22 protein-coding genes and 3 pseudogenes are annotated in these 24,024 nt (G+C 71.5%); 6 read left to right on the top strand and 19 right to left on the bottom strand.

What is annotated here, in order from left to right:
- Nucleotides 1–89: 89 nt before the first annotated feature.
- Complete coding sequence (locus AB0M76_RS36290) at nt 90–2,426, bottom strand: Rv1355c family protein (RefSeq protein ID WP_365957009.1); 2,337 nt, start codon at nt 2,424–2,426, stop codon at nt 90–92.
- A gap of 181 nt (nt 2,427–2,607) precedes the next feature.
- Here AB0M76_RS36290 and AB0M76_RS36285 point away from each other — a divergent pair, with 181 nt between their 5' ends.
- The gene (locus AB0M76_RS36285; RefSeq protein ID WP_365957008.1) at nt 2,608–3,057 is read left to right on the top strand and encodes a hypothetical protein; all 450 of its coding nucleotides are present in this window, start codon (nt 2,608–2,610) and stop codon (nt 3,055–3,057) included.
- Nucleotides 3,058–3,088: 31 nt separating this feature from the next.
- Here AB0M76_RS36285 and AB0M76_RS36280 read toward each other — a convergent pair whose 3' ends face one another.
- Together AB0M76_RS36280 and AB0M76_RS36275 are read right to left on the bottom strand one after the other, a co-directional pair.
- Nucleotides 3,089–3,808 carry an ATP-binding cassette domain-containing protein gene (locus AB0M76_RS36280; protein ID WP_365957026.1) on the bottom strand — a complete coding sequence of 240 codons (720 nt, stop codon included), beginning with the start codon at nt 3,806–3,808 and terminating at the stop codon, nt 3,089–3,091.
- Between the two features lie 240 nt (nt 3,809–4,048).
- A pseudogene (locus AB0M76_RS36275) lies at nt 4,049–4,427 on the bottom strand (FAD-dependent oxidoreductase); the annotation flags it as partial.
- A 20-nt stretch (nt 4,428–4,447) separates the two neighbouring features.
- Here AB0M76_RS36275 and AB0M76_RS36270 point away from each other — a divergent pair.
- Nucleotides 4,448–4,651: pseudogene (locus AB0M76_RS36270) on the top strand (carboxymuconolactone decarboxylase family protein); the annotation flags it as partial.
- Nucleotides 4,652–4,847: 196 nt separating this feature from the next.
- On the opposite strand, the gene AB0M76_RS36265 reads toward AB0M76_RS36270, so the two are convergent.
- On the bottom strand, nt 4,848–5,372 hold the full coding sequence (locus AB0M76_RS36265) for a VOC family protein (protein WP_365957007.1): 525 nt from the start codon (nt 5,370–5,372) through the stop codon (nt 4,848–4,850).
- 276 nt (nt 5,373–5,648) lie between these two features.
- Here AB0M76_RS36265 and AB0M76_RS36260 point away from each other — a divergent pair.
- Together AB0M76_RS36260 and AB0M76_RS36255 are read left to right on the top strand one after the other, a co-directional pair.
- Nucleotides 5,649–6,233 (top strand): annotated as a pseudogene (locus AB0M76_RS36260) (amidohydrolase family protein); the annotation flags it as partial.
- A 16-nt stretch (nt 6,234–6,249) separates the two neighbouring features.
- On the top strand, nt 6,250–6,441 hold the full coding sequence (locus tag AB0M76_RS36255; protein WP_365957006.1) for a hypothetical protein: 192 nt from the start codon (nt 6,250–6,252) through the stop codon (nt 6,439–6,441).
- A 38-nt stretch (nt 6,442–6,479) separates the two neighbouring features.
- On the opposite strand, the gene AB0M76_RS36250 is transcribed toward AB0M76_RS36255, so the two are convergent.
- Together AB0M76_RS36250 and AB0M76_RS36245 are read right to left on the bottom strand one after the other, a co-directional pair.
- The gene (locus tag AB0M76_RS36250; RefSeq protein WP_365957005.1) at nt 6,480–6,845 is read right to left on the bottom strand and encodes a darcynin family protein; all 366 of its coding nucleotides are present in this window, start codon (nt 6,843–6,845) and stop codon (nt 6,480–6,482) included.
- Nucleotides 6,835–7,749, bottom strand: a complete 915-nt coding sequence (locus tag AB0M76_RS36245) for an NAD(P)H-binding protein (RefSeq protein WP_365957004.1) — start codon at nt 7,747–7,749, stop codon at nt 6,835–6,837. Before AB0M76_RS36245 ends, AB0M76_RS36250 begins: the two co-directional genes overlap by 11 nt.
- 113 nt (nt 7,750–7,862) lie before the next feature.
- Between AB0M76_RS36245 and AB0M76_RS36240 the strand changes: the two genes are divergently transcribed.
- Nucleotides 7,863–8,810: a LysR family transcriptional regulator gene (locus AB0M76_RS36240; RefSeq protein WP_365957003.1), complete on the top strand. Its 948-nt coding sequence runs from the start codon at nt 7,863–7,865 to the stop codon at nt 8,808–8,810.
- A 176-nt stretch (nt 8,811–8,986) separates the two neighbouring features.
- Here AB0M76_RS36240 and AB0M76_RS36235 read toward each other — a convergent pair whose 3' ends face one another.
- From AB0M76_RS36235 to AB0M76_RS36195, 9 genes are all read right to left on the bottom strand, one after another.
- Nucleotides 8,987–9,427 (bottom strand): hypothetical protein, encoded by a 441-nt coding sequence (locus tag AB0M76_RS36235; RefSeq protein ID WP_365957002.1) that lies wholly within the window; start codon nt 9,425–9,427, stop codon nt 8,987–8,989.
- A complete protein-coding gene (locus AB0M76_RS36230; protein WP_365957001.1) occupies nt 9,427–10,728 on the bottom strand; it encodes an amidase domain-containing protein in 1,302 nt (433 codons plus the stop codon). Before AB0M76_RS36230 ends, AB0M76_RS36235 begins: the two co-directional genes overlap by 1 nt.
- Before the next feature lie 3 nt (nt 10,729–10,731).
- On the bottom strand, nt 10,732–11,055 hold the full coding sequence (locus AB0M76_RS36225) for a type VII secretion target (RefSeq protein ID WP_365957000.1): 324 nt from the start codon (nt 11,053–11,055) through the stop codon (nt 10,732–10,734).
- 301 nt (nt 11,056–11,356) lie between these two features.
- Complete coding sequence (locus AB0M76_RS36220; protein WP_365956999.1) at nt 11,357–12,487, bottom strand: hypothetical protein; 1,131 nt, start codon at nt 12,485–12,487, stop codon at nt 11,357–11,359.
- A complete protein-coding gene (locus AB0M76_RS36215) occupies nt 12,484–13,071 on the bottom strand; it encodes a hypothetical protein (protein ID WP_365956998.1) in 588 nt (195 codons plus the stop codon). The genes AB0M76_RS36220 and AB0M76_RS36215 overlap by 4 nt, the downstream gene beginning before the upstream one ends.
- Nucleotide 13,072: 1 nt before the next feature.
- A complete protein-coding gene (locus AB0M76_RS36210) occupies nt 13,073–13,324 on the bottom strand; it encodes a lasso peptide biosynthesis PqqD family chaperone (RefSeq protein WP_365956997.1) in 252 nt (83 codons plus the stop codon).
- Entirely contained in the window at nt 13,318–15,087 is a 1,770-nt protein-coding gene (locus tag AB0M76_RS36205) for an asparagine synthase-related protein (protein ID WP_365956996.1), read from the bottom strand. Before AB0M76_RS36205 ends, AB0M76_RS36210 begins: the two co-directional genes overlap by 7 nt.
- A gap of 269 nt (nt 15,088–15,356) precedes the next feature.
- Nucleotides 15,357–15,788, bottom strand: coding sequence for a hypothetical protein (locus AB0M76_RS36200; protein WP_365956995.1), 432 nt, complete (start codon nt 15,786–15,788; stop codon nt 15,357–15,359).
- Nucleotides 15,789–15,898: 110 nt separating this feature from the next.
- Nucleotides 15,899–16,246, bottom strand: a complete 348-nt coding sequence (locus tag AB0M76_RS36195; RefSeq protein ID WP_365956994.1) for a hypothetical protein — start codon at nt 16,244–16,246, stop codon at nt 15,899–15,901.
- A 332-nt stretch (nt 16,247–16,578) separates the two neighbouring features.
- Between AB0M76_RS36195 and AB0M76_RS36190 the strand changes: the two genes are divergently transcribed.
- A complete protein-coding gene (locus AB0M76_RS36190) occupies nt 16,579–18,501 on the top strand; it encodes a hypothetical protein (RefSeq protein ID WP_365956993.1) in 1,923 nt (640 codons plus the stop codon).
- A gap of 75 nt (nt 18,502–18,576) precedes the next feature.
- On the opposite strand, the gene AB0M76_RS36185 is transcribed toward AB0M76_RS36190, so the two are convergent.
- The 4 genes from AB0M76_RS36185 to AB0M76_RS36170 all read right to left on the bottom strand — a co-directional run bounded on the left by AB0M76_RS36185 (nt 18,577) and on the right by AB0M76_RS36170 (nt 23,680).
- Nucleotides 18,577–19,101, bottom strand: a complete 525-nt coding sequence (locus AB0M76_RS36185; RefSeq protein ID WP_365956992.1) for a hypothetical protein — start codon at nt 19,099–19,101, stop codon at nt 18,577–18,579.
- Between the two features lie 419 nt (nt 19,102–19,520).
- The gene (locus AB0M76_RS36180; protein WP_365956991.1) at nt 19,521–22,490 is read right to left on the bottom strand and encodes a tetratricopeptide repeat-containing serine protease family protein; all 2,970 of its coding nucleotides are present in this window, start codon (nt 22,488–22,490) and stop codon (nt 19,521–19,523) included.
- Nucleotides 22,480–22,773 carry a trypco2 family protein gene (locus tag AB0M76_RS36175; protein ID WP_365956990.1) on the bottom strand — a complete coding sequence of 98 codons (294 nt, stop codon included), beginning with the start codon at nt 22,771–22,773 and terminating at the stop codon, nt 22,480–22,482. The genes AB0M76_RS36180 and AB0M76_RS36175 overlap by 11 nt, the downstream gene beginning before the upstream one ends.
- Nucleotides 22,774–22,939: 166 nt before the next feature.
- The gene (locus tag AB0M76_RS36170) at nt 22,940–23,680 is read right to left on the bottom strand and encodes a hypothetical protein (protein ID WP_365956989.1); all 741 of its coding nucleotides are present in this window, start codon (nt 23,678–23,680) and stop codon (nt 22,940–22,942) included.
- Between the last annotated feature and the right edge of the window lie 344 nt (nt 23,681–24,024).

Raw genomic sequence — 24,024 nt, 5'->3', positions numbered from 1 at the left:
CCGCCCCGCCCCCGGACCGGCTTCCGCTTGTCATCCGATCGGCTGATGCGCATCGGACCGCTGTCCACTCTCGTCCGCGACCGATGCCGTCAGGCGCCCTCCGGCCCCGCGAAGCGCAGGCACGAGACGACGTCGCGGCGGAGCGAGCGGACCGCGGGCGGTGGGGCGTACGACAGCCGGACCAGTATCAGCTCGGCGCTGTCGGGGCGGTGCGGCAGGATCTTGGCCAGCCTGGTGCGCAGGGTCCGCAGCGTCGCGATCTCCTCGGGGTCGAGCCCGGCTCCGCCGCCCCGCTCGACGCGCGCGAGGAGGTAGAGCAGCGCGGTGAGCGGCTGCACCGCCAGCCCGCGGGAGGTGGCGGTCAGCCACAGCCGCTGGAGCGCCCGGCCCCCGCGCACGTAGGCGTCGGGCGTCGTGCCGGGAATGCTCAGGACGCCGATCGCCGAGGACGCAGCGACGAGTTTGCGGGCGCCCTCCTCGAACGAGGCACCGCCCCCGATCCGTCGGATGAAGGCGAGGTTCGGCCAGTGCCGGGCGATGGAGATGCCGGCCAGGTCCGTCCGGTCGAGCTGGAGCGTGGCGACGTCGATGCCGTCCCGGGTGCGCCGGACCTCCTCGTCGTCCCAGCGCATTTCGGCCATCATGTCGCGGTGCAGCGCCGGCGACATGATGCGCAGCCGGTCACCGGCGCCCAGGATGCGGCCGACCTCCTCCAATCCGTCCCGTTCGGTGACCAGGTCGAGCAGGGCTCCGCTCTCCTGCGCGCACCGCGTCAGCTCGTCGGCGTCCGGACCCGCGAGCGGAGTGTCCGCGCCCGGGGCGCGATTGGTCGTACGGTGCCCGATCCACTCGGCGAGCGGCACCCGCGGCCCGTGCGTCGCGCCTGCCTCGTCGTCCCCGTCGTCCCCGTCATCCGTGAAGGCGAGTTCGCAGACCAGGCCGGGATCGGCCGGATCCGGGAAGATGCGGGCTCGGCAGGCCCATCCGGCGGCGCGGGCGGCCAGGTCTATGTTCTCCACCGCCGCACCGATCGCCAGATGACTGGCCGACCGCTCCAAGTCGAGCAGCGTCGGCGCCAGGTCGTCGTCGATCCGGCACTCCAGCACCCGGCCCCGCGAGACGAACCGCCACGGCTGGACGTTGCCGCCGGACGGGGCCTGTATCCCGTACGAGACGAGACGGCGCACCGCCTCCTCGTCCAGCGGACGTCCGGCCTCGGGAAGGCGGAGGGGCGCGGCGACCTCCCGCGCGGCGACCTCCCGCGCGGCCCCGGCCGGGGGAGGCTCCTCGGACCGCAGAACCGTTTCCGTGCCGTCGCGGACCAGTTCCCCGGGATCGACGAAGTAGCGCCCCGACGCCGTGAACGTCCCCAGGAGCAGACGACGTGCCGTGTCGGTGACCAGCGCGGCGCCGAGCGCCACCCCCGAGGCGAGCTGCGGCCAGGAGGAGATGGTCTGCCCGATCTCGACCAGCGACGGTACGAACCGCTCCGACGGCCGTTCCTGGTCGAGGATCCGCAGGACGTACGGCACCTTCTCGCGTGTGGACAGCGTCTTGAGGTCGGCGGACGCCACGCCGCTCAGCAGCCCGTGCAGCAGCGGGCGGTGCGGTTCGCGGTCGAACCGTTCGACGTCCAGCATGCCGCGCTCGTTGGTCTCCATCAACACCGGGATGCGGAGCGCGCGGGCCCGCTCGCGGGCGTACACCTTGATGTACAGGTCGTCGCACTCCTCCACCAGGAGATCGGCGCGCCCGCCGCCGCTCAGGAACGCGTCGACGTTCTCCTCGGTGAGCCCCTGCGGCCAGACCTCGATGTCGAGATGGGGGTCGATCTCGTACATCTGGCGTGCGGCGATCACCACCTTGGGCAGGCCGACATCGGCGACCGAGGCCCGCAGGCGGTTGAGGTTCGACAGCGACAACCGGTCGAAGTCGGCGAGCCGGAACCGGCTCCCCACACCCTCCTGGGCGAGCGTGACCGCGCTCGCCGCACCGACCGAGAGGCCGATCACGGCGATCGTGCGGCCCGTCAGGAGCTCCTGCTCCTCTGCCGTGATCTTGTACCGGTTGCGGGACTGCCGCAGCTCGCGGTACTCGTCCCGGGGCAGTACGTGGACGAGTTGCCGCGACCACGGGTACCAGGCCCAGGACCCGTACGCGCTCGCCGGCCGCCCGCCCAGGTGCGCCTCCACGGCGGCGGCGAGCTCATCCGCGTCCCGGGACCAGTCCGGCCTGCGTGCGGTCAGCATCTCCGCCACCTGCCCGGCCAGGGCGTCCCGGACGGCGGCCACCTCGCCGCGCTCCAGAAGCGCACCGAGGGCCGTACGCTGCGCGGGGTCGTCGAGCGCGTACAGCGTGGGCCGCAGCGGCGCGTCCTCGTCGGCGGTGGCCGCGGTGAGAGAACTGATCAGTGTTTCCAGGCTCATGGGGCACTTTCGTGAAGTCCCGTGCGGACACGGGCGACGGACGCCCGCCGTCGGCTGCCGTCAGGCGGGTACGGGTACGAGGCGGAGCCTACGATCCGGCCGTCACGTACCGCGGTGGTTTCGTCGGTGTGTACGGCCTCCCGTGGAGGGTGAGGGCGGTCGCGGAACTTACCTTCTTCGTATGGAAAGAGCAGACATCCTCAGCAAGCTCATCGCGAGCCGGACTCGTACCGCCCCGGAGGTTCTCAGCGAACTCGCGGCCGAGTTCGGCATACCGCCCGCCGACCTGCTCGTCATCGCGGGCCACCCGGTGTCGGCGGAACTTCTGCCGCCGGAGCGCGATGCCGCGGTCATGAAGCAGTTCGCCTACCGCGCGTCAGCCACTGCGACCACGCGCAACTGGCCTCGCTGGAGGACTTCGTGCGCTCGCTGCCGCGCCTCGACGCTGGACTTCCGCCCAGTGCTGCTCTGCCGCCACGTCGGGAGGGTGTTCGCGGCCGCCGTCCCCTTGACCGGCGCCCAGCTGATCGACTGCCTTCAAGAGGCGCAGCGCCTGAGCAGACATGAGAGCCGTGGCGCGTGGCAGCCCGTTTCGGAAGGCTTCGTTGGGGAGTGTCCGGACTTCCGCTGACCGCTGACGGCCGGGGCACGCATGCGGATGCCTACCCCAGCCCCGGATGACCGCGCCGCGGACGCCGCCCGCGAAAGGGCGTTGAGGCGCCTGTCTTCTCGTCCATCAGCTCGGCGAAGGTCCCCGATTCCGCGACCCGGCCGCCCTTCAGTACGTGGATGAGGTCGGCATGCCGTACGGAGTGAAGCCGGTGGGTGATCAGCACGATCGTCTGCCCGGTCGTGGCGGCCAGCGCCCTGATCTGGTCGAAGACCCGCTGCTCGGCGACCGCGTCCAGCGCGCTGGTGGGCTCGTCCACGATCAGGATCTCTGCCTCCCGGTACTTCGCACGGGCGATCCCCACGCGCTGCCACTGCCCTCCGGAGATCTGGTGCCCACCCCCGTAGCCGCGCGCCAGCAGCGTCCCGAGCCCGCGCGGCAGGCCGGCCAGGACCTCGTCGGCGCCGGAGTAGACGGCCGCCTCCTCCACCGACCGATCGTCGATCGGCCGGCCGGGCTGCCCGATGCCGACATTGACGCGGAAGGTGAAGGGCCAGTGGAAGAAGTTCTGCGACATCAGCGCGGCCCGGGAGAACACCTGGCGCCGGTCCGCCACACGGGCGTCCACGTCGTCCCAGCGGATCGTGCCGCCGTCCGGGTCCGGTAAGTACAGGCCCGCGAGGAGCTTGACCAGGGTGGACTTGCCCGAGCCGTTCTCGCCCACCAGAGCGGTGATCTTCCCCGTGGGGAATGAGAGGCTGACCTCCCGCAGCGTGGTTTCCGGCTGCTCGCCGCCGCTGCCCGGGTAGGTGAACGTGACCTTCTCGAAGCGGACTTCCCGGAGTCGCTCGGGCAGCGTCTCCCCGGTGGCCGGGATGGCCCGGGCCTCTGCCTCACGGCACAGCCGTTCGTAGTCGGCGACGAAGAGACTCTCCTGGTGCAGGTCGGTGATCTGCAGGACAAGCGAGTCGAGGAGTTGGTCGCGGCGTATGAATGTGGTCAGCGGAACGGTTCACCGTCGCCCGCCCGCGCGGCCCGATGCTCCTTCTCGGACGGCCACCGCGTAGTCGGGCAGCACCAGCTCCGAGTGCGCCGCGCGCCCTTTCATCGGCGCTCGCCGTCTCCCTCCCCGCCTGCGGGTCGCGCACCACCGCGTTGCGGGCGTCGAGCTGCTCCTGCGTCGTCGGTGTCACCACGGTGCCGCCCTCGGTGGCCAGTGCCTGGTTGCGTTCCGCGAAAGGCCGCATCCGGCGCTCGTAGGCGGCGAAAGCGTCCCCGTGATCCGCGTGCGTGGCCAGTTCGCCCGCCAAGACGTACGCGCCGACCGGCGAGACGCTCGAGCCCTGGCCGGAGAGGAATGAGGTCGCGTGCGCGGCGTCACCCGCCAGCGCGGCGCTGGAGCCGGCGGACGCTGGAGCTGGTGGAAGTGGCCACCCGCATCGCCGATGGGGCCGGCGGTGTCCCGGACGAGGTCTGGGCCAACGCCGCCAAGCACTACGACGGGGAGCAGCTCGCCGCCTTGGTGGGAGTGATCACCCTCATCGATACCTTCCATCGCGGGAACGTCATGCTCAAGACGCCCGCAGGTGACTGCCGGCCCGGCCAGTTCGCATGACCAGGCGGGCCGTCTGAGGCGAACGCGGCCGCGCCGGATCCCGTTCGACGGCACCTTTCCCAGACGAGCGCTCCCCTTGGCGACCGCCGCCGGGTGGAGCGCTCCGTCACGCCGGGCCGGCCGCCTCGGCGGCGTAAGGGAGTCGTCGACGGGGGTACGCCCCCACGTTCGCCGATGCCCCGGCCGGACGAGGGGATCAGGAGGCCGGGTGTTGTGGGGCGCTGGCCACCCCGGCCTCCCGCCCGCTGAGTTCGGCGTCCAGGGTTTCCTGGGCGATACGCATCGACTCTGCGTACTGCGGCTGGGACATCCGCTGCCAGGCCCGGTCCGGTGCGACGTCCTCGACCCGGCTCGACACCCACCAGATGTTGCCGAACGGGTCGCGTACCCTGCCACCCCGGTCGCCCCACGCGCTGTCGGTGGCGTCAGTGATCACCGTTGCCCCGTTCGTCACGGCGGCGGCCATGGCGGCGTCCGCGTCGGGGACGTAGACGCGCAGCAGCGCGGGCATTACCGGCCAGTCGGGCCGGCGGTCGAAGGCCAGTACGACCGTGTCGCCGATGCGGATCTCGCCGTGGCCGACGGTGCCGTCCTCGAGGGGTACCCGAGCGAGCTCTTCGCCGTCGAACGCCGCGGTGATGAAGTCGAGCAGCTTGCCGGTGTCGTCGGTGACGACCCACGGTGCGACGCTGGTGTAGCCCTCGGGCGCGCTGTGCTTCATCGGTACGTCCTCTCTGCCTGATTCCTGCTGACGTGACGACAGTACGACCGAACCAGGTCAGGTTCCGTCCTAGTTCCCTCATCCATGGATGCGCCGGGCTGGTGCACGCATCGTCACCGGATTCGACGGTGCTCCGATCAGGCGATCAGGTACGACGCAGGAGCGGGCGACCTCGTTGGCGATCCGACTGCCGTGATCGCGGCGGACGATGTGGCCCAGGCAGGCTGAGAACGTGCCCGAAGCGGTGGTGAGGTCAGTGCCGAGGACGAGTTCCACGCGGCGGTGGACGAGCTCCGGGATGCCCTCGACGCCCATCCCGGCGAGGCCGTCGCTCTGGCCGATCTGCGGTTGACCACGACCGCCGGCCAGACCCGGGCCTGGCTCGACGACATGCTCGCCCGCCCCGGCTTCGTCGGAATCGGCGAACTGACCCCCGCTCCCGGCCCGGCGCACCTCATCGAGCCGGCGCTCGAGGTCAGCGCCGACCACGGCGGTGTGCCGGTCCTGGTCCACGGCTTCGCGCCGAACACCGCCGACGATCTGCGGACGTACGCTTCGCCGGCTGCGCGATATCGCACGGTCCCGGTCGTCGTCGGTGTGCTCGGCGGGCTCAACTGGCTGGAGTTGCCCGATCTGGCCCGGGAGACGCCGAACCTCCACATCGACCTCTCCGGCGCGCTTCAGGTGTTTGCCGTCCGGGCTGCGGTCCGTGAGCTGCCCGAGCGTTGCCTGTTCGGGTCGAACACCCGCTACGGAGACGTGGTCGCGGCGCGGCACACGGTCGAGGCCGCCGTCGCCGATCCGGCGGTCCGCGACCTGGTCCTCGGCGGCAACGCGGCCCGCCTCCTTGCCCGGGGCTGACCTTGCACCGGGCCCGGTGGCGGTCGATGGTGGAACACCGCAACCGGAAACCCTGATGCAGAGCGGCCTCACGTCTCCGGGCGAGGTGGCGTGCCGCTACCGGGCGGATGAGATCCGTCCGGAGAACCTGCCGGTGATCGCTGCCGAGGCACTCGCGGCCCGGCTGGATACCCCAACGCTGTGCGAGCTCGCCGGTTGGCCCAACTGAGGCCCGAGGGCATTCGGCGTCGCAGGCCGGGTGGTGTGTCAGGTCGTGATGGTGGTGACGGCCTCGAGGCCGTAGGTGCGGGCGTAGCCGTTCTCGGTGCCGACGAGGAGGTCGACGACCTTGAAGTAGCGGTCCCAGAACGGGGTTTCGCGCAGTGCGTCGATGAGGAGCTGGTACGCGTCGTGGTCGTCGGCTTCCCAGACCCAGACGTCGGTGACGCGGGTGGAGTAGAACTCCGTGTCGTAGAAGCGTGAGCGAACGCCGGTGGTCTTGCCTTCGATCGCGGGGACGACCTGGGTGGTGAAAGCGTTCATGCGTTCCCGGGGGGTCATGGCGAGCCACTCGGGCATGGTCTTGATGAGCATGAACGCCGTGACCGGCGGTGTGGTGTTCTCAGCGGGCATGACGGGTGCCTCCCGAGAGAACTGCGGGCTTGAGGGTCTGGGCGCACCAGTGTTGGAAGGTGGTGGGGGAGACGGTGGCCGGGGTGCGGGTGACGCCTGCGTCGAGGCCCTCGTTCTTGGCTCTTTTCATGTCGACGACGCCCCGGGCGAACGCCTCGTTGAGGCGGTAGCCGAGGAGGTCGGTGTACAGCTCGTCGAGCGGCTGGCGTTCGTAGCGGACGGGGCGGCCGAGTTGTTCGGTCATGATGTGGGCCAGGTCGTTGGGGGAAAGGTCCTGGGGTCCGAGAACGGGGACGCTGTCGTTGCCGGACCATGAGCGGCTGCGCAGCAGGTCGGCGGCGACGGCCGCGATGTCGGCGACGGCGACGCGGGGGGCCTTGCAGTCGGCGTCGATGGCGTCGGTGAAGACGCCCGTCTCTCGGATCGTGTCTGCGTCCTCGAGAAGGTTCTCGAAGAAGGACGGGCTGGCCAGGGCGCGGTAGGCCACGCCGGTGCCGGCGATGAGGTCGTCCATGGCGAGGGAAGCGGTGACGAGTCCGGCGCGGTGGGCGACGGAGGTGCCGCGGCCGAGCGCGGAGACGCCGACGACGTGGCCGATACCGTGGGAGACGAGGGCCTTCGCGGCGGGCCGGGTGAAGCCGCAGTAGGCGTCCTCGGGGGTCAGGGATGCGTCCGGGGGGACGAGCCAGAACACGGCGTCGGCGCCCTCGAAGGCGCGGTCGACGACCTCGGCGTCGCCGTGCGAGCCGGTGATCACCTCGACGCGGTCGCGCACCGCGTCGGGCAGCCGGGCGGGGTCACGTACGACCACGCGTAGTTGCTCGTCGTGAGCGGGGGCGGATTCCAGGAGCAGGGACAGCAGGTGACTGCCGATGTTCCCGGTGGGAGCGGTGATGACGATCATGGAAACCTCATGGGTCGTGCCGGATCGGGACGACCCTCATCCTGTGGAAGACCAGGGTGTTGTCACAATGGGAACTTGAGCACGGGATCATTGCCTGAAATGGAATAACGCCTATGAGCAGCAGTGCAGAGCCTGTCATCGACGCCAATCTCGCCGTCGCGTTGGACGCTTTGCTGACCGAGCAGAGCGTCACTCGTGCCGCTGCCCGCCTGCACACGTCGCCGGCCGCCATGAGCCGCACACTCGCCCGGCTGCGGCGCATCCTCCAGGACCCTCTGCTGGTCCGGGCCGGCCAGACCATGGTCCCCACTCCCCGTGCCCAGGCTCTGCGCGAGGAGACGGCGGCGGTGGTGCGCCGCCTGGGAGCGCTGCTGGCTCCCGGCACCGGAGTTGATCTCGCCGTCCTGCGCAGCACCTTCACCCTCCAGGCGGCCGACTTGGTCGGTGCGGCGTTGGCCCCGGGGATGTTGCGGCTGGCCCGGCAGGAGGCGCCGGGGATTTCGTTGCGGTTCCGGGCCGAGGAACTGGAAGCCGGACCGGCGCTGCGCGACGGCCGGATCGACCTGGAGATCGGGTCCATCGGCCACGTGGACCCCGAGACCCGGATCGAAGAACTGGTCACCCTTCGGATGGCGGCGGCCGTCCGGCCCGGCCACCCTCTCGCCGAAGGGACCCTGACCCCGGACCGGCTCGCTGCCGCCGATCATGTGGTGGTGAGCCGCCGTGGCCGGTTCACCGGTCCTCTGGACGCCGCTCTGGCTGAGCTGAACCTCCGTCGACGAGTCGCTGTCGTCCTCCCGAGCCACATGGCCGCGATGACTCTCGCTGCCTGCAGTGACATCGTCTGCCTCGTCCCCACCGCACCCCCCGGCGGCGTTCCCTCCCCCCTCACCGACGCCGCCACCACCCTGGGGCTTCGCCTCCTCGATATCCCCTTGCCCCTGCCGCCGTTGACCATCGGCATGGCGTGGCACCCCCGCCACGCCTCCGACGGAGGCCATCACTGGCTGCGCAACGCCGTCCGCCGGGCTCTTCACGCACCCGGCGGTTCGACTGCCTGACGTCATGCCGGGGAGCTGATCGGGCAGCTCGTGATCGCAGCGCGCTGGGACACCCGCACCCGCGGCTACATCGACACGGGCGTCTCCGAAGGCAAGACCCGACACGAAGCACTCCGCTGCCTCAAACGCTACGTCGCACGTGAGATCTACCGACTGATCACAACGTCACACTGGCCCTAACACCCGTCGCCGAGCTTGATCCCCGACGAGGCCGCCGAGTACACGACGTACAGCTGGATCAGCTCCATCGGAATGGCCAGAACGCTGAACCACACGGTGGTGCCGGCGAGCAGACCGGGCCAGGTCTCCCCGAGCCGGAGGCCGTACCGGCCGCGCAACCGTCGCGCGAGCAGCACGCACACCGCCACCGCCGCCACGCCGAGGACTGCACCGGCCCACCCGGCGACGTACTCCGTCATCGGGAAGGGAAGATGCCGGCAGGCTTCCCGCTGCCGGTCGGCCCACGCGTGCTGGATGTCCTGCGTGTGCAGGGAGGTGGCCACGCCGGCCACGACCAGGAGCGGCACCGCCAGTGCCGCCGTCACGGTGCCGAACGTGACGGCGCGTGGGCGCGCGGTGCCGTCGCTCGTGGCGGGGGAGGGCGAGGTGGCGGCCATCAGTACCAATCCGGTTCCGGGCGGACGATGCGGATGCGCTGCTCGCCCCCGTTCCTGTTTGCGATGTGTTCCCGGCTGTCCAGGCTCACGTTCTGGAAGGAGCTCGTGTGCTGGGTCAGCTTGATGTCCCCGTCAGGGGTGACCGAGGTGACGACGGCGGCATGATGGGTCTCGCCCGGGGCGGTTTCCGTGCCGGGCGCCACCTGCTCGTAGAAGATGATGTCACCGGGCCGCGCATCCGCCCTCGGGACCTCCTTGCTGCCGTGGCGCAGGAGGAAGTTCTGCAGCCCCTCGGCCCGCGCCCAGGACTCGGAGTGGTACGCGTTCTGGTCGAACCAGTCCCACCCGATGCCGCTCTGGCGGCCCCAGGTGTCGTCGCCCATCAGCCCCGTCCAGGGGGAGAGCTTCTTCTTCATGCCGCCCGCTTCCAGGCTGGACGACACGAAGTTGGTGCAGTTGCCGGCCTCCCCGTAGTCCAGGTCGTCCTTCTTGTCCCAGTGGTCGAGGGCGTACCGCACCATCTCGACCCGGTCTATCTTGCCGTCGGGGCCGCGGAGCTCGCGCCCGACCTCGGGCGGCAGGCCCTTGAGGTCGGCGAGGGTGACGGGATCGGCCCGCATGAGGTCCTTCTGCTGCTGCGGCGTCAGGCCGTCCCACCAGCCGCGGACGAGCTGCGGGTCCTTCCCGACCGGGATGTCCGCCCTGAGTATCTCGAATTCGATGTGGGACGCCTCGACCAGGATCTCGTTGTGCGCCTGCGAGGTGTCGGAGACGTTGATGGTCGTCGCCAGCTTGTCCAGTTCGGCGGAGGCCTTCGCGTCCGCCTGCGAAGCCTCGCGCAAGGCTTCGTCTATCAGCCCGTTGACCGTGGATATGTGCCCCTGTTCCGTGGTGTAGGCGTCGCGCACGTTCTGCGGGACGTTCGGGCCCACGGGTGCGGCGCCCGTGTACGCGCCTATGGCGCGGCCGTCCTGGATGCCCAGCCCGTGCTCGTTCGCCAGCTCGATGACGTGGGAGAGGGTGCGCTGGGCGTAGCCCATGGAATGGGCGAGGGCGTCGAGGACCATGGCCACGCCCTTCATGATGTCGCCGCCGGATTCCAGGCGGTCGGCGAGGTCTTCCACGCGCTTGCCGGCCGTCTTGCCGGTGGCGTCCGCCCAGTGGTCGTCCAGCGGCTTCTTGCCTTGTGCGCGGATGTCCTCGCAGGCGGAGGAGGAGCGCCGGGCGAGGTCGACCCAGTCGTCCGCGGCCTTCTGCCACTGGTCCACGCGGCAGTCGTGCAGGTCGTGATACGAGACCACGGGTCAGTTCCTCCCGAAGTCGGCGAGGCCGTGCTGGAGCCGGCTGAAGGCGTCCTTCGCCTGGGCGTCCGTGGTGTCGTAGGCGTTGGCCGTGGTGTGGAGATTGTCGGCCATGGTGTCCATCTGCTTCCCCAGGTCGACCATGTGGTCCTCCCAGGCCGTCGCGCACCGCTTCAACGCCGCGGCCGAGGCCCAGCCGTGGTGACCATCGGCTGCAGTGTCGCTCGAATCGAGGGACCGGCGGAGGTTCTCCAGCGCCTTGGTGGCGGCCTCGTTGGTTCCGCCTGCGCTCTGCCGCACGTACTGCGTCTTGATGTCTATGTCCACGAAATCCCCCATAAATGGCTGAGAACAGCCTAGTTGATTTCGAGTGAAAATCTGACAGCAGGCACGGCGCCGGGCATCGCGCCCATGCCGGGCATACTCCGGATCAACTCAGCGTGCGGGTGCAGTGAGGTGTGCTGGGCCTGGGCCGCCCGATGCCTCCGAGACGGAGCGCCAGGCGGCCACCGACCGGCAGACGCGGCCGTAGGTTCCGGCTGTTGGCGCAGGGAACGGAGGACCGGCTCGTGCGCATCCCCCGGGCGGGCGCCTTCGACCGCCCCGCCGGTACGACGTGCACCGGCGGCTACGTCGCGACCGGAAGGGCGTCCGGGCGGGGTCGCGCCGGAGCCCGGGCCGTCCGGGCCGCCTCCACCGCCGCGGCCGAGGTGTAGAGCGTGAGGGCCCGTCCGCCGTGGACCAGCTTCGCCGCCGCCCAGTGGAACGGGTTCGCCCGCCGCTCCACGGCCGCGGCGTGGTCGCTCACCAGCCGCCCCACCCGGGCCAGAAGCGCGGGGTCGAGCCTCCTGCGCAGCCGGCTGTGCGTCTCCTGCTGCTGCGGGGCGTACAGGTTGAACGGCAGGTACAGCGTGGCGTCGTCCGGCCGTGCCCCGTCGCTCGAGGTCATGCTCCAGCACAGGGTCGGGCGTACGCCCGGCGTGGCCAGCGCCGCCCCGCCCTGCGGGGCGGTGTCCGCGACCAGGCCGGCCGCGGCGGCCTCCGCACCGCGGCCCAAAGGGGCCAGCCGTGCTTCGAGTTCGGCGGTCGAGCGTTCCGCGACCGTGGTGTAGAACTTGATCCGGGCGCGCGGGGACTCGTCCACGTCGAGCGCGAAGAAGGCCGGCATCAGGTGCGCCATGCCCTGCGGGTCGTGGCGCTGCAGCCAGCTCCACGCCCCGCCCTGGCCGAGCCGGTCGAGCGCCGTCCCGACCGTCTCCCGGCTGCGTTCGGTGCCCGCCGCCAGCGTGTCGAAGTACACCTTGGGTCGGGCGATGCCCGAGGCGCGGACCGAAGCCGCCAGGCACATCCCGAACGCCGCCCGCTCGCTGCGCGGCCGGAACAGGTCGGCGACCTCCCGGGCACGCTCCAGGCGTGCGAGGCCCAGGCGTTCCAGCTCGGTCAGTGTCCGCAGGCCGCGCTCCCAGCTCCCGGGCACCGTCGCGGGGCCCCGTTCGGGGAGCGGCCGGAAGAAGAGCCGGACGTCGACGCGGTCCTCCCGCAGGACGAGCGAGTACTCGAACGGGGCGGTCGACACGGCGTCCTGCCTGGTCCCGCCGCCGCCGATGTCCCGCGAGACCCGGTGGCCCCAGCCGTCGAAGAGCGTGCGGACGGATTCCTCGGCCGCCGCGTCGAAGCCGTGCCCCAGTTCCAGTACCGCTCCGAGGTAGCGCAGCCCGTCGACGGCCAGTCCCGCGTACCCGGACCGCTCCGTCGTCACGGGGCGACCGGGGCCGGGACCTGAGCCGGGGTCGGCGGCAGGTAGGGCTTGGAGTCGATCCCGGGGTACATCCGCTCCAGGTGCCCGATCGTCTCGTCGGTCCAGTAGTCGTCCCCGGGGGGCGGGAAGCCCAGGAGATGGCGCTGGCGCGGGTCCAGTTCGACCATGAGCTCGTGCAGGGTGTTCCAGTTCGGGTGGGCCGGCCGCATCGACCACAGGTGCTTGTCCGTCCAACGGGCCTGCGCGCCGTGCATGTTGAAGAAGAGCGCGAGCCGCCGTCCGAGCAGTTCGTTGTAGGCCGACCCCCGGTGGACGATGTCACCGACGAACAGCAGGAGCGAGCCGGCCTCGGCCTCCACGGGCCGCTCCTGCTCGTACAGTCCGGGATATTCCGCAGCCTCGGCGTGGGTGGCGGGGCGGGCGCCGCCGCCGGCCCGGCGCAGTACCCGCTCCAACGCATGCGGGCTCAGCCGGGTCAGGAGGCGGCTCGCCGCGACGGCCAGCATCGGCAGGGGCCGTCGGCGCAGGGGCAGCCGGCGCAGGGGCAGCCGGGCGCGCGGCTCCAGGGTCATGGGCAGTGTCACGTCACACCAGCACCTTCGCGCGCCGCATGGTGTCGATCAGCTTCGCGACGTCGCCGGGTATCCGGTCGGCGGCCGCCGGGTGGCGTGTGGACAGCTCGCGCACGACCTCGTCCTGGGTGCATCCGGCAGCGAGCATCTCGAACACCGCCGTCCCCATGGGGTTGATACGGAAGTACGTGCCGGACTTCTTGTCCAGGAGAACGGCCGCGTCCTCGGTCCTGGTGAGTACGACGTGAGGGGAGATCTTCAGCATGGTGAGGCCAGTCGTCGGTTCGTGAGGGGGCGTTCGGGAGCGTGGGCGGGGGCCGCCGCGACGGCCTGCATCCAGGCCTCGGCGGCGACGGTCAGCTCCAGCGCGTTGGTCTCGTACTCGGGGCGCATCGTGTCCCGCAGGGCGGCGCGCAGCCGGTCGATGTCCACCAGGCCGTGCTCGGCGAGCAGCGAGTCCTCGAACAGGCCGAGGAGCGAGCGGCGGTTGCGGGCCAGGCCGCGGTGCACCGACATGCTGAACTCGCCCTTGGTGGAGCGGGAGAGCGCGCCCGCGCGGGAGTCCGGCGTCGCGTCCACCCGCATGGCGGCCTTCAGGACCGGCTTGAATCCGGTGCCCGGAAGAGCCTCGGCTCGCGAGACCGACAGGGCGGCCTCGAGTACCGCGTCGTCCATGTACGGCAGCGACAGGGTGATCCCCTGGTGCTCCATCAGTGCGCGCAGCGGGCCGAGCCGTTGTCCGCCGATGCGGTGTCCCGCGATGCTGGTGTGCACCGAGCGGGTGTCCGCCTGCGGGGTCCGGCCGGCATCACCGGCGGCGGCGACCGTGCGGACGGCCTCGACGTTGGCGGGTGTCGACCACGGGGTCACGCGGACCTGCGGGCCCCAGCTCAGGCCGGGGCCGAGGACGTCCGGCCGGGGCAGGTGTAGGCTGCTCAGCTGTTCCGCGAGCCAGCCCTGGTAGGTCTGTTGCCGGGCGAGCGCGCGCAGGACGGAGGGCAGGCTCCAGCGCCTCAGCCGGGCGAGGTCGCGGATGCCGCGGACCGCCCGCAGGGGTGCGCCTGCGTAGAGGTCGCCGAAGTACGACGGTGCGATGGTGAACAGTTCGTCCCCGCCGAATCCGCCGATGTGCACGTCGGACCCGGTGGCGGCGAAGATCCTGGACATCGTGGTCTTCCGCGCCCGGTTCCGGATGAGGGTGTACGGCTCGCCCAGTCCGTAGGGGACGTCCTGGACGAGCCCCCGGTCTGGTTCCCAGATGCCGTCGTACGGACCCGGGACGTCCTCGGGGCCGAGGACCGTCAGGGGCCGGTCGATCTCCTGGGCGGCGATCGCCGCCCAGTGGGCGTCGTCGTGGTTGGGGTCGACGGTCTGCTCGACGAAGGACTGGAACCGGGCGCCCTGGCCGGCCAGGAGGAAGCAGAGGGACGTGGAGTCCATGCCGCCCGACAGGTCCGCCGAGAGGCCGCCGGCCGTGGCGAGCCGGACGGCCACCGCCTCCTCCAGCGCGGCCCGTACCTTCGGCGCGCCGTCGGCGACCGACAGCTCCGGCGCCGGGGGACGCCACCAGGTGGTGGACTCGACCCGGTCAATGGTCATGCGCAGCCGCTGGTCGGCGGGGAGCCGGTGGACCCCGTGCCAGTAGGTGCCGTGGGTCAGCCCGTAGTCGAATCCCGGGTGCAGCATCCCCCAGGCGACCATCTCGATGCGCGGGGTGGCACCGCTCAGCCGGGCCAGTGGTTCGGCCGAGTCGGATGCGGCGTACGAGCCGTCCTGCCGCCGGGTGTAGAACACCTGGCGCAGGCCCGAGGCGCTGCCCTGGATGTGGGTGGAGCGGCCGTCGGTGTGGAGGATGTGGAAGCTGCCTGCGATCTCGTGCGCGGCGGCCATCAGGTCGGCGGCTCGGTCGTGCTGCGCCAGCAGGCGGGCCAGACGCCCCGCGTCGATGCTCGTCTCGCCGAACAGCGCGAGGCGTCTGGCGCCGGCTTCCGCGGCAATCAGGCGGGAATGGGAACGGTCCGCGACCACCCATGTCCGGCGGTGAGGCCGGATCCGGCCACTGTTCGTGAAGATCCAGTGAGGTGTGGCGCCGGCCGGCTATGGCAATCCCCTCGTCGCCGTCCTGGCCATCGGCGCCGTGGTCACGGGCACTCTCGCCACGGCCGAACGTACTCAGCTCGAGAAGAAGCCCACGAAGGGAAACGAGCGTTGAGCCGGGCATACCACGTCGTGACACCCATCCGGGGCGCCGTCTCGGCGTCCCGGATGGGTGCTGTGCACGTAGCTCTGGCCGGCTGTCAGTGCCAGGGGGTGCAGTTGGGAAGCCAGTTCCCGAACGCGTCAGCTGTGCATACCTGCACCTTGTAGGGGCTGCCGTCCCAGACGTCCGAGTAGTCGTGTACGAGGATGTCGGTGGCGCCGATCCAATCCGTCACCTCGGTTTCTTCGTACCAGGTTTTGCCGTTGTCTTTGGTCCAGTTCATCCAGACCTTGTCGCCTTGCCATCCAGCAGCCCGGTAGTTGGCGTACTCGTGATGGTCGCTCCCGAGCCTGGTCCACATGACCAGATTGCCGTGTGCGGTGTTGGCGGTGAGGCACCTGTAGTAGTCCGGAGGGCACGGCACGTACGCATCGGCAGCCGACGCCTCCGATGCTCCGACGATCACGCTGCCGAGCATGAGGCTTGCGGTGAGCACACCCCGCGCTGCGATCTTCTTGATTGATTTCAAGGTTCCCCCTCACACGGTCACCGGGCAGACCGACAGTTCGGCGCCTCGGTTTGTACGACATGGAGCAGCAGAAGCGGTGTTCTGTCGTGCCTTGCAGCTCGTGCCCCGGCTCAGGCGGTCTCGTACACCCAGCCGGAAGTCGCGCCGCCGCCGACCCGGGCCCGCCACGCGAGGGTGTTTCCGTCCCGGATGCCGGTCTCGTTGGAGTACACGTCGCGCCAGGTGCCGTTGCCGTTGTGGTTCCCGAATGTCTGCTGAGGACCACCGTTGACCCTGACGTCCAGGTACGCGGTGTGTCCGTCAGCCTCGGTGTCGCCGATGCCGAACATGTTCCGGGACGGGTCGAAGTACACGTATGCACCCTTGATGATGCGGGTGTCGGCGCTGGCCGAGGTCGCGGCGGTCACCACGGTGACCGCGGCTGTGGCGACGGCGAGCAGAGCGAGCTTCTTTCGCATGTGATTCGTCTCTTTCGGCAGAGTTCCGGTTGTCCCGACGGGTGGGTTCCGCCGGGTGTTCCCAGATTTCGGGCGGCCCGATTGTCCGTCCACAGAAATCGGGGAAATAGCAGTTCAGCCGCGGACAATCGGCATTGTCCGCGGACAGGGAAAGATCCATCGCTGTCCGCATCGCCCCGTTGCCGGATGAGCCGTGCGGAATCGAGCCACGGACCGTCAGGTTGTCCGACAACCAGTGGAAAGCCCGGCGCATCACCTGATCTGCTGGTACGTCGACCGGAACGGGGCGGGCGGAAACCCGGGCGCCCCGCGGACACTGAGGAGCCGCACGGATGGGCAGGGCGGGGCGTCTGCAAGGGGAACCGAAGGGGGAGACCGCCCAGGCGAATGCGCTGGCGGTGTTCCTGCGGGGCGTGACGGAGGGCCGTACGGTCCGGGAGTTGGCGAAGTCGTACGGGGCGGGAAAGACCAGTTGGAGTGACTACCGCTCGGGAGTGAAGATCATTCCCTTGGATCTCCTGAAACGGGTGATATCCGGGCGGGTCCGTGATGAGAGGGGCCGCGCCGAATTGTGGACCCGCGCCAGGGAACTGCATGGCGCCGCCTGCGCGGCCGAGGAGGGCGGGGCCCGAGCGTCGGACGGAAGGGAAACCGCTCCGGAGACGTGGGAGACGCTTCAGCGCGCCCGGCGCCAGGCCGACGCCGAACTCGCCCAGTCGGAAGAAGCGTTACGCACCCTTCTGGGGCTGACCGCCAGGCTCCAGAAGGAACTCGACGACGCCATGGCCCGAGCCGAAGGCGGGCCGGCCGTCAGCGCCGAACCCGAGCCACAGCAGGAGGAGCGGCGCGGGGACGCAACGCCCGCAGACCGCGCCGCCCACCTGCCGGGGACGGAGCTCGTCCTGTGGGTACCGCGTCCTCCCGCCTTGTACGGCCTGGAGGGCGCCGTGGCCCGGATCGGCGCTGAAGTGGAGGACCGCAGGCGGCAGATCGGCCGCCTGCGCGACGAGGTCCGCCACCTGCGGGAACCGTTTCGCGCGCAGGTCAGTGGGGGCCTGGTACTGCGGGAATCCCGCGTACCGGCCGGCCGGGAGCACCGGAAGCTGCCGGCCCTCCCGCTGCGCTCCCGCATCCTCCGAGGCGCCCGGGATCCGCGACGGTTGCGCCGGGTACTGCTGCTCACGGCGGTCGCCCTGGCCCTCTCGGTACCTGCCACCTCCCTGGAGCAGGTCCGGCAGCGGACGGCGCCCTCGGTGGCCGAGCCGGTGGCCACCCTCCCTCTCGGCCCCCTGGAGTCCTCGGCGGGTTCCCCGCCCCCGGCCGGCTCCCCGGCGCCGGGGAGCGCGCCGCCACAGAGCGCCCCCTCCGAGGGCACCACCACATCCCCACCGACCTCGTCCTCCTCCCCGGGGGTGCCGAGCCCCGGTGCCCCGGACGCGGCGCCGACCGCCCCCGGCGGAACCGCCGACGTACCGGCCGCCACCGGCAGCGGCGTCTACGCGATAGCGGAGGACGGTTCGGCTGTTCTCCAGTGGAGCGGCAACGGCACCGAATGGGTGAGGATCGGCGGTCCGGCGGCAGAGCTCTACGCCGGCCCGGCCGGGGTCTTCGCGACCGATCCGGTGTCCGGCGACTTGCGCGGCTACAGCGGCGTTCCCGGCCGCTGGCGCACCGTCAGCGGCCGTGCCGCCGGGTTCGCAGTCAGCGGACCGGACCTGTACCGGCTGGCCCAGGACCGCGGCGCCGTCCACCGGTGGGACCGGGCGCACGCCACCTGGATTCGGGTCGGGGGCCCGGCGGCACGTCTCTACGGCGGGGGAGCGGGACTGTTCGCCACCGACCCGGTGGACGGCCGGATCTTCGCGTACGGAGGGAAGGGCGAAGCCTGGTCGTACGCGGGGACCGCGGGCGCCGACTTCGTCGTGACCGACCAGCATCTGTACGGGCTCAACCCAGAACGGAGCGCGGTGTTCCGGTGGAGCGGTGAAGCGGGCGTGTGGAGCCCGGTCGGAGGTCCGGCAGCCGCCCTGTACGCGAGCCCCTCGGAGCTGTACGCCGCCAACGGGGCCGACAGCGGCCTGTGGCGCTACCGTGCGGGCGCCTGGACCCGCGTCGGAGACGCCGGAACAGCATTCGGCGCACGCGGGGAGCGCCTGTACCTCCTGGACAAGGACCGCTCGGCGGTCTGGGAGCGCAGCGGCGCGGCCTGGCTACGGATCGGCGGCCCCGTACGGGCACTGGTCGTCGCAGGCTGACGCGGGCGGCGAAGGCGCCGACATGATCCTGAGCGAGCCGGCCCTGCACACCGTGGACACCCTCGTGGCGGACGCTCAGGGCTTCCTGATCTGGGCGAGAATGCCGGCCGCGCCCTGCGCGAGAAGGTCGCCGGCGAGGCAGGACCCCAGCTTCTCCGGGTCCTCCGCCGGACCTGCCCCGTCCGCGGTCACCTGCCTCGAGCCGTCCAGCGAGGTGACAGCCGCCGACAGATGCAGCAGCCCGTCTTCCCTGATCCTTCCCCACGCGCCGACCGGGACGGAGCACCCGCCGTGCAGCTCGGCCAGCACAGCGCGTTCGGCCCGCACGCACGCATCCACCTGCACGTCACCGGTTCCGGCGAGCAGGCGAGCGGCCTTGGAGTCGGCACGGACCTGGATACCGAGCGCGCCCTGGCCGGGCGACGGGAGGAAGGCAGCCGGATCGAGCACCTGGTGGACCTCGGGCATCATCCCGAGCCGGTTCAGCCCGGCCGCCGCGAGAACCACGGCGTCCAGGCGGTCCCGGCCACGGACGCGCGCGAGTCGGCCGGGGGCGTTGCCCCTGATCGGCACCACTTCCAGGTCTGGCCGCAACGCCAAGAGCTGAGCGACGCGGGGCCCCGGTGCCGACCCGGGCCCGCTCGGGGAGTTCCTCCAGCGTGGCGCCGCAGAGCACATCCCGTACGTCCAGCACCGAGTACCGGGGCCAGAGTCGGACCATCCGCCCGGACCAGGGCATCGCCCGGATCCCCGCGTCGTTCGGGAACATCCACTCCAACCGTTTCCACGCGTGCCGGCTGTCCTGACCGCCCCGAACGCGTGGTGTGGCGTTACCGGCTGACGGTGCGGAATGCACGCCGCACGCGCCTGCGCATCCCGGGCGGGTCATCTGGCGAGACCGGCGTGCGGTGGTACGAGCCCAAGTTCGACGGGGACCGGACCCACTCATCCCAACGGCCGGTCAGGGTCGGCCGAACGCTTCCGTACCTCGCCGCACAGGGCGGTTCGGCGGAGCGGCGTCAGGCGTGGTCGCGCAAGTGCTCGGCCTGCACGGTCAGCCAGGCAGCGCGGACCATCTCCACGTTGCTGCCGGCGCCCTGCGCTGCCCGGTCCAGGGCATCGGCCGCCGCACGCGCAGCGGGCACCATCCTGGCGCGGGCCGCTTCGCCGAGTGCCTGCGCCGCCGCGGCCTCGGCGGCCCCGGCGCGGTGCAGGGAGGCGGCCGAGCGCTCGGCCGCCTCGGCTGCCTGTCCGTACCGGCCCAGGGTCCACTGCGCCCAGGCGGTGTTGTAGAGGCAGACGCCCTCGGTCCGCGGATTCTCCATGGCCGAGGCCGCGCGCAGCGCCTCCTCCAGGCAGGACAGAGCCTCCTCGGGGCGGTCCAGGGCGAGCAGGGCCACGCCCTTGGCGTTCAGCGCGTAGTCCGTCGCCTCCTGGACGCCGGCGGCCGCGTAGGCGCGTACGGCCCGGTCGCCCGCCGCGATGGTCTCCTCCCAGCGGCCCAGGGCCAGCAGGGCCGTGAAGCGGGCGTTCCAGGAGCGGGCTTCGGTGAGCTGGTCCCCTGAGGCCGCGGCGATTTCGCCCAGCCGGTCGGCGCCCGCCAGGGATGCCTCCCCGTCGCCGAGGGTGCTGTGGGCGAGACTGAGGCTGAGAACGGCGTGGGCCTCCGCTTCGGCATCACCGTTCTCCCGGGCCAGTGCGCCGGCCCGGGCCAGCGGGATCGTCGCGTCTTCCAGGCGGCCCAGCTGCCGGTGCGCGTCGCCGAGGCCGAACATGGCCTCCTGGAGCACACGACGGTCCTCGATGCGCTCAGCCAACTCCGCGGCCTCGGTGAAGAGTTCGAGCGCGTGCGGCAGCGGGCCGGCGCTCAACCGGGCGTGCCCGAAGCTGATGAGGTGGGCGAGGCGTGCCCGGTCGTCGGTCACTTGTTCCTCCAGTGTCAGGTGCATCGAGATCGCAGCGAGCACGGAGCCGTGCCACACCATCCATTGCCCGATGGCGCCCAGGATCAGCGCCGCTTCGTCCATGTCCCCGGCCCGCACCCGGTGGTCGAATGCCCGCCGGTGGGCCTGTATGTCGTCCAGCGTGCGCCAGTCCCGGCGAGGCGGGGCGATCCGCGCGTACCACTCGGCCGCGCGCCGCTCCAACGCAGGCCGCGCCAGCAGGCCTTCGGCTGGCAGGGTGCCGTACGCGAGGTCGGCGTCCATCGGGTGCAGGGCATACGTACGGGTTCCCCGGTCCACCGACAGCATGCGCATCCGCAGCAGGCCGGACAGGGCGGCGGTGACGTCGAGGGCGGGACCGAGGCCGCCGACGATCCACTCGACCGCCTCACGCGGCGCCGGGGTGCGCAGCACCGCGAGGACGTTCAGCACGCTGCGGCTGTCGGCACCCAGGCGCTGGTAGCGGTCCTCGGCCAGGCCGGCGACCACGTCACCGCGCAGGGTGAAGTCCTCGAGTACGTCCTCCAGCGTCGGCAGCATCAGGGTGTCGTCGGCCATGGCGCCCACCAGCAGCTCCAGGGCGCGCGGAACCCCGTGGACGCGGACCGCTGCCTGCAGCAGCTCCTCGTCCGAGAGCTGCGCCACACCGAGGGTGCCGTCCTGGTCGAGTTCGCGCAGCAGCGCGACGGATTCGGCGGGCGGCAGACCGTCGGACAGCTCGACCTCGGCGGCGAACCGGCGCAGCTCGGGCGGCAGACGCAGCGGTAGCGACGAGGTGACCAGCAGCCTCGGTGTGCCCCGGGCCCGGAAGAGGCAGTCGAAGAAGGTGTCGAGTTCCTCGTCGTCGAGCCGGCCGTCGTCCAGGAGCCGGTCCTCCAGGTTGTCGACCAGGATGACGAAGAGCCGGTCCCCCATCGCGGCGAACAGTTCATCGATCTTGTCCGGCACGGGGCGGTTGGCGGCCCAGACGTCCAGCAGGCGTGCTTCGTGCGCGGGGCCCAGGGCGCGGGCGCAGTCGAAGTAGAGGCGTTCGAGGGAGACCCCGGAGGTACGGGTACTCAGGTTGACCAGGCCCGCCGGAAGCGGCGCCTGGGCGTGGCCCGGCCACTCTCCGCGTTCCAGCAGCTCCATGACCTTGGCGGCGACCGCGCTCTTGCCGATGCCCCGGCGTCCGGTGACGGTGACCATCCGGATGCCCGGGTCCGCGAGGTGGCGGCCGATCAGGTCCCGGGCCTCGGCCCGGTCCTTGAACAGCTCGAGGCCGTGCGCGACCGGCAGCCCGATGACCTTGGACGAGGCCGGCGGGCCCGGGGGCGGGGCGTCCGGCTCGGCGCCGACCTCCGGCAGCGCCGCGTGACCGGGGATGGTGAGCAGCGCGGCCAGCTCCGCCCGGGGGCCATCGGCGACCCGCTGCAGGGTGTGGTCGATGCGGACCGCCGTGAGCCGGCCGAGGCCTTCTCCGCGGTGGTGTTCGGCGACCACCCCGACGAGGTACGGCCCGGCCCACACGGCGGCCCCGGACATCCCCGACCAGGGTGATACCGCGGGGTCGGGGTCGGCGGCCGCCGCCGGGACCGTGATCTCCAGGGTCCCGGTGCGCAGGTTGGACAGGGCGGCCACGGTTCCGTCGGCCTGGTGCAGTTCCCGGAACTGCATGCCGTCGGCGCCGCGTCGGCGCTTCCACAGGGGGAAGCCCGCCGCGTGGACGTCTATGACGGCATGGCGGTCGTCGCCGATACGGCCGAACCGCGCGGACGGGACGGGCGCCGCGCCCGGCGGGGCCGTGAAGCTCAGCACCGCGACGTCCGTCCCGGGATCCGACCAGGCGAGCTCCGCCGTCGCAGCCCACTGGCCCGGCCGGTCGGCGTCGAAGCGCACCAGCACCTCTGCCGCCCCCGCCACCACGTGGAAGGCGGTCAGGACCGCCGTGTCGCCGACCCGGTACCCCGAGCCCCGCCGCCCGCCTCCGGCGGCGATGGTGACGATGACCTCGGCGATGCGGTGCGGGTCGAGCCCGCCGCGCCCGGTGGCCGCCTCAGCGCTCACCGAGCAGCTCGTCCCCGGAGATCAGGGCCATCTGCTCGGGAGCGTCCGCCCGTACGGGCTGGAGCGTGAGGGTCAGCTTCTGGGTGACGGTGGCCGAGCGCTTCGCCGAGGCGCCGGCGTCGAAGACCCAGAACCGCACCTTCACGCCCGGTTCGGTGGTCCGCTCCACTCCCACGGTCAGTTCCAATTCCACGCGCTCCGCCTTGAACTTCAGGTCGGATTCCTCGCCGGCGGACATCGCGCGGCTCAGCTCGCTGCGCAGCTGCGCAATCATGTCCGCCAATTCGACCGCATCATTCACAAGAAGCCCCCCAGGCCGGTCCGCATGTCAACTACCCACGATGGTAGTCAACATCATCAGGCAGCAGCGCACGCCGGTGGCTTTTTCGACCGCGGACCCAGGGAAGAGCGGTGCGCTGTGCGCCTCTGCTGGATCCAAACGAAACGGCCTAGCTGATGCGGGCCAGCGCCGTTCGGACGATCCGGCACAGTCCTCGTCCACGAGGATGCTTCCACCGTAGCGGCGGTTCGAGGCCGTCACCGCGTGGAGGGTGGGGAGAGCGGCGGCCGCGGGGGTGCCGATCGAGCCAGATGCCCGCCGTCAGCAGCGCCTTCGCAGTCGCCAGCCGGACGTGGGCATTCCTGTGGTCCAGCCACGGCGGCAGCCACGCCGCGACCTCCGCCGGATCCCAGGCGCCAGTGCCGGATCCTGTATACCTTCCCACCGCGAGCAGTCCGGAGACCAAGGCCGTCGGGTCGCTCTCCACGGCGGCCTGGCGCCGCAGGGCGTCGAGGGGCGCGGGGCCGTCGTCCGGGAGCTCGCGCAGGACGCAGGCCGCGCTGGTCCGTACCGCCGCCGCCCGGTCGGCCACGAAGGGCACCACGTGGTGCCCGCTGGACGCGAACACCGTGTGGGACATGAAGTGGACGCCGACCGGACGCGGACAGGTCCAGGCGCGCCCGGCCAGGAGTTCTGGCACCTCGCAGCGCAGCCGGCGGTCGAATTCCGGGATCAGGGCGAACAGGCGGGCCGCCGCGTGGGCGAAGACCAGGCTGGCGGTGTTCCAGCCCAGCCTCTCCTCCAGTCGCTGCCATGCGCCGCGGCGCCGCCCGGGGATCGCCAAACCGCGCAACAGACCGGGTATCTCCTCCCGCCCGGCCGGGACGCCTTCGAGTACGTGCCAGGGCACGCCGGCCCCCGTTCGTCCAGGGCCGCGATCTTAAGGGTGTCAGCCGACCGGGCCCCGGCCCGGGGGCGGCACCCGACTGGCTGCGGCCCGGCTTCGAGGGGGAGAGCGGAGCGCCGGACCGCGCTCCATCCCACGGAGTTGTCGTGGCGGAGATCGCGTTCTGGGTGAATCCGAGGGATACCGGCCATCAGTCGACCAGCACGGCGGCTTCGTTGATCGCCGAGTTGGTCCACCGCGGCCGTTCGGTGGGCACGGGGCGGTTCGGAACTCCTCACGCGCCGCACGCAATCCTCGCCGCCGCCTCACGAGTATCCGAGGGTTTTCAGGCACGTTGGCCGCCGGAG

Source organism: Streptomyces sp. NPDC051364 (assembly GCF_040682115.1).
Taxonomy (GTDB): Bacteria; Actinomycetota; Actinomycetes; order Streptomycetales; family Streptomycetaceae; genus Streptomyces.
The sequence above is the reverse complement of the archived record's forward strand: the minus strand, read 5'-3'. Positions and strand labels throughout refer to the sequence as shown.

Bases quoted from the DNA above. Each gene is read 5' to 3' on its own strand.
- AB0M76_RS36235 (WP_365957002.1), bottom strand. From the start codon at position 9,427: ATGGCCGCCACCTCGCCCTCCCCCGCCACGAGCGACGGCACCGCGCGC.
- AB0M76_RS36210 (WP_365956997.1), bottom strand. From the start codon at position 13,324: ATGCTGAAGATCTCCCCTCACGTCGTACTCACCAGGACCGAGGACGCG.
- AB0M76_RS36195 (WP_365956994.1), bottom strand. From the start codon at position 16,246: ATGCGAAAGAAGCTCGCTCTGCTCGCCGTCGCCACAGCCGCGGTCACC.
- AB0M76_RS36290 (WP_365957009.1), bottom strand. From the start codon at position 2,426: ATGAGCCTGGAAACACTGATCAGTTCTCTCACCGCGGCCACCGCCGAC.
- AB0M76_RS36265 (WP_365957007.1), bottom strand. From the start codon at position 5,372: ATGAAGCACAGCGCGCCCGAGGGCTACACCAGCGTCGCACCGTGGGTC.
- AB0M76_RS36190 (WP_365956993.1), top strand. From the start codon at position 16,579: ATGGGCAGGGCGGGGCGTCTGCAAGGGGAACCGAAGGGGGAGACCGCC.
- AB0M76_RS36250 (WP_365957005.1), bottom strand. From the start codon at position 6,845: ATGCCCGCTGAGAACACCACACCGCCGGTCACGGCGTTCATGCTCATC.
- AB0M76_RS36240 (WP_365957003.1), top strand. From the start codon at position 7,863: ATGAGCAGCAGTGCAGAGCCTGTCATCGACGCCAATCTCGCCGTCGCG.
- AB0M76_RS36245 (WP_365957004.1), bottom strand. From the start codon at position 7,749: ATGATCGTCATCACCGCTCCCACCGGGAACATCGGCAGTCACCTGCTG.
- AB0M76_RS36285 (WP_365957008.1), top strand. From the start codon at position 2,608: ATGGAAAGAGCAGACATCCTCAGCAAGCTCATCGCGAGCCGGACTCGT.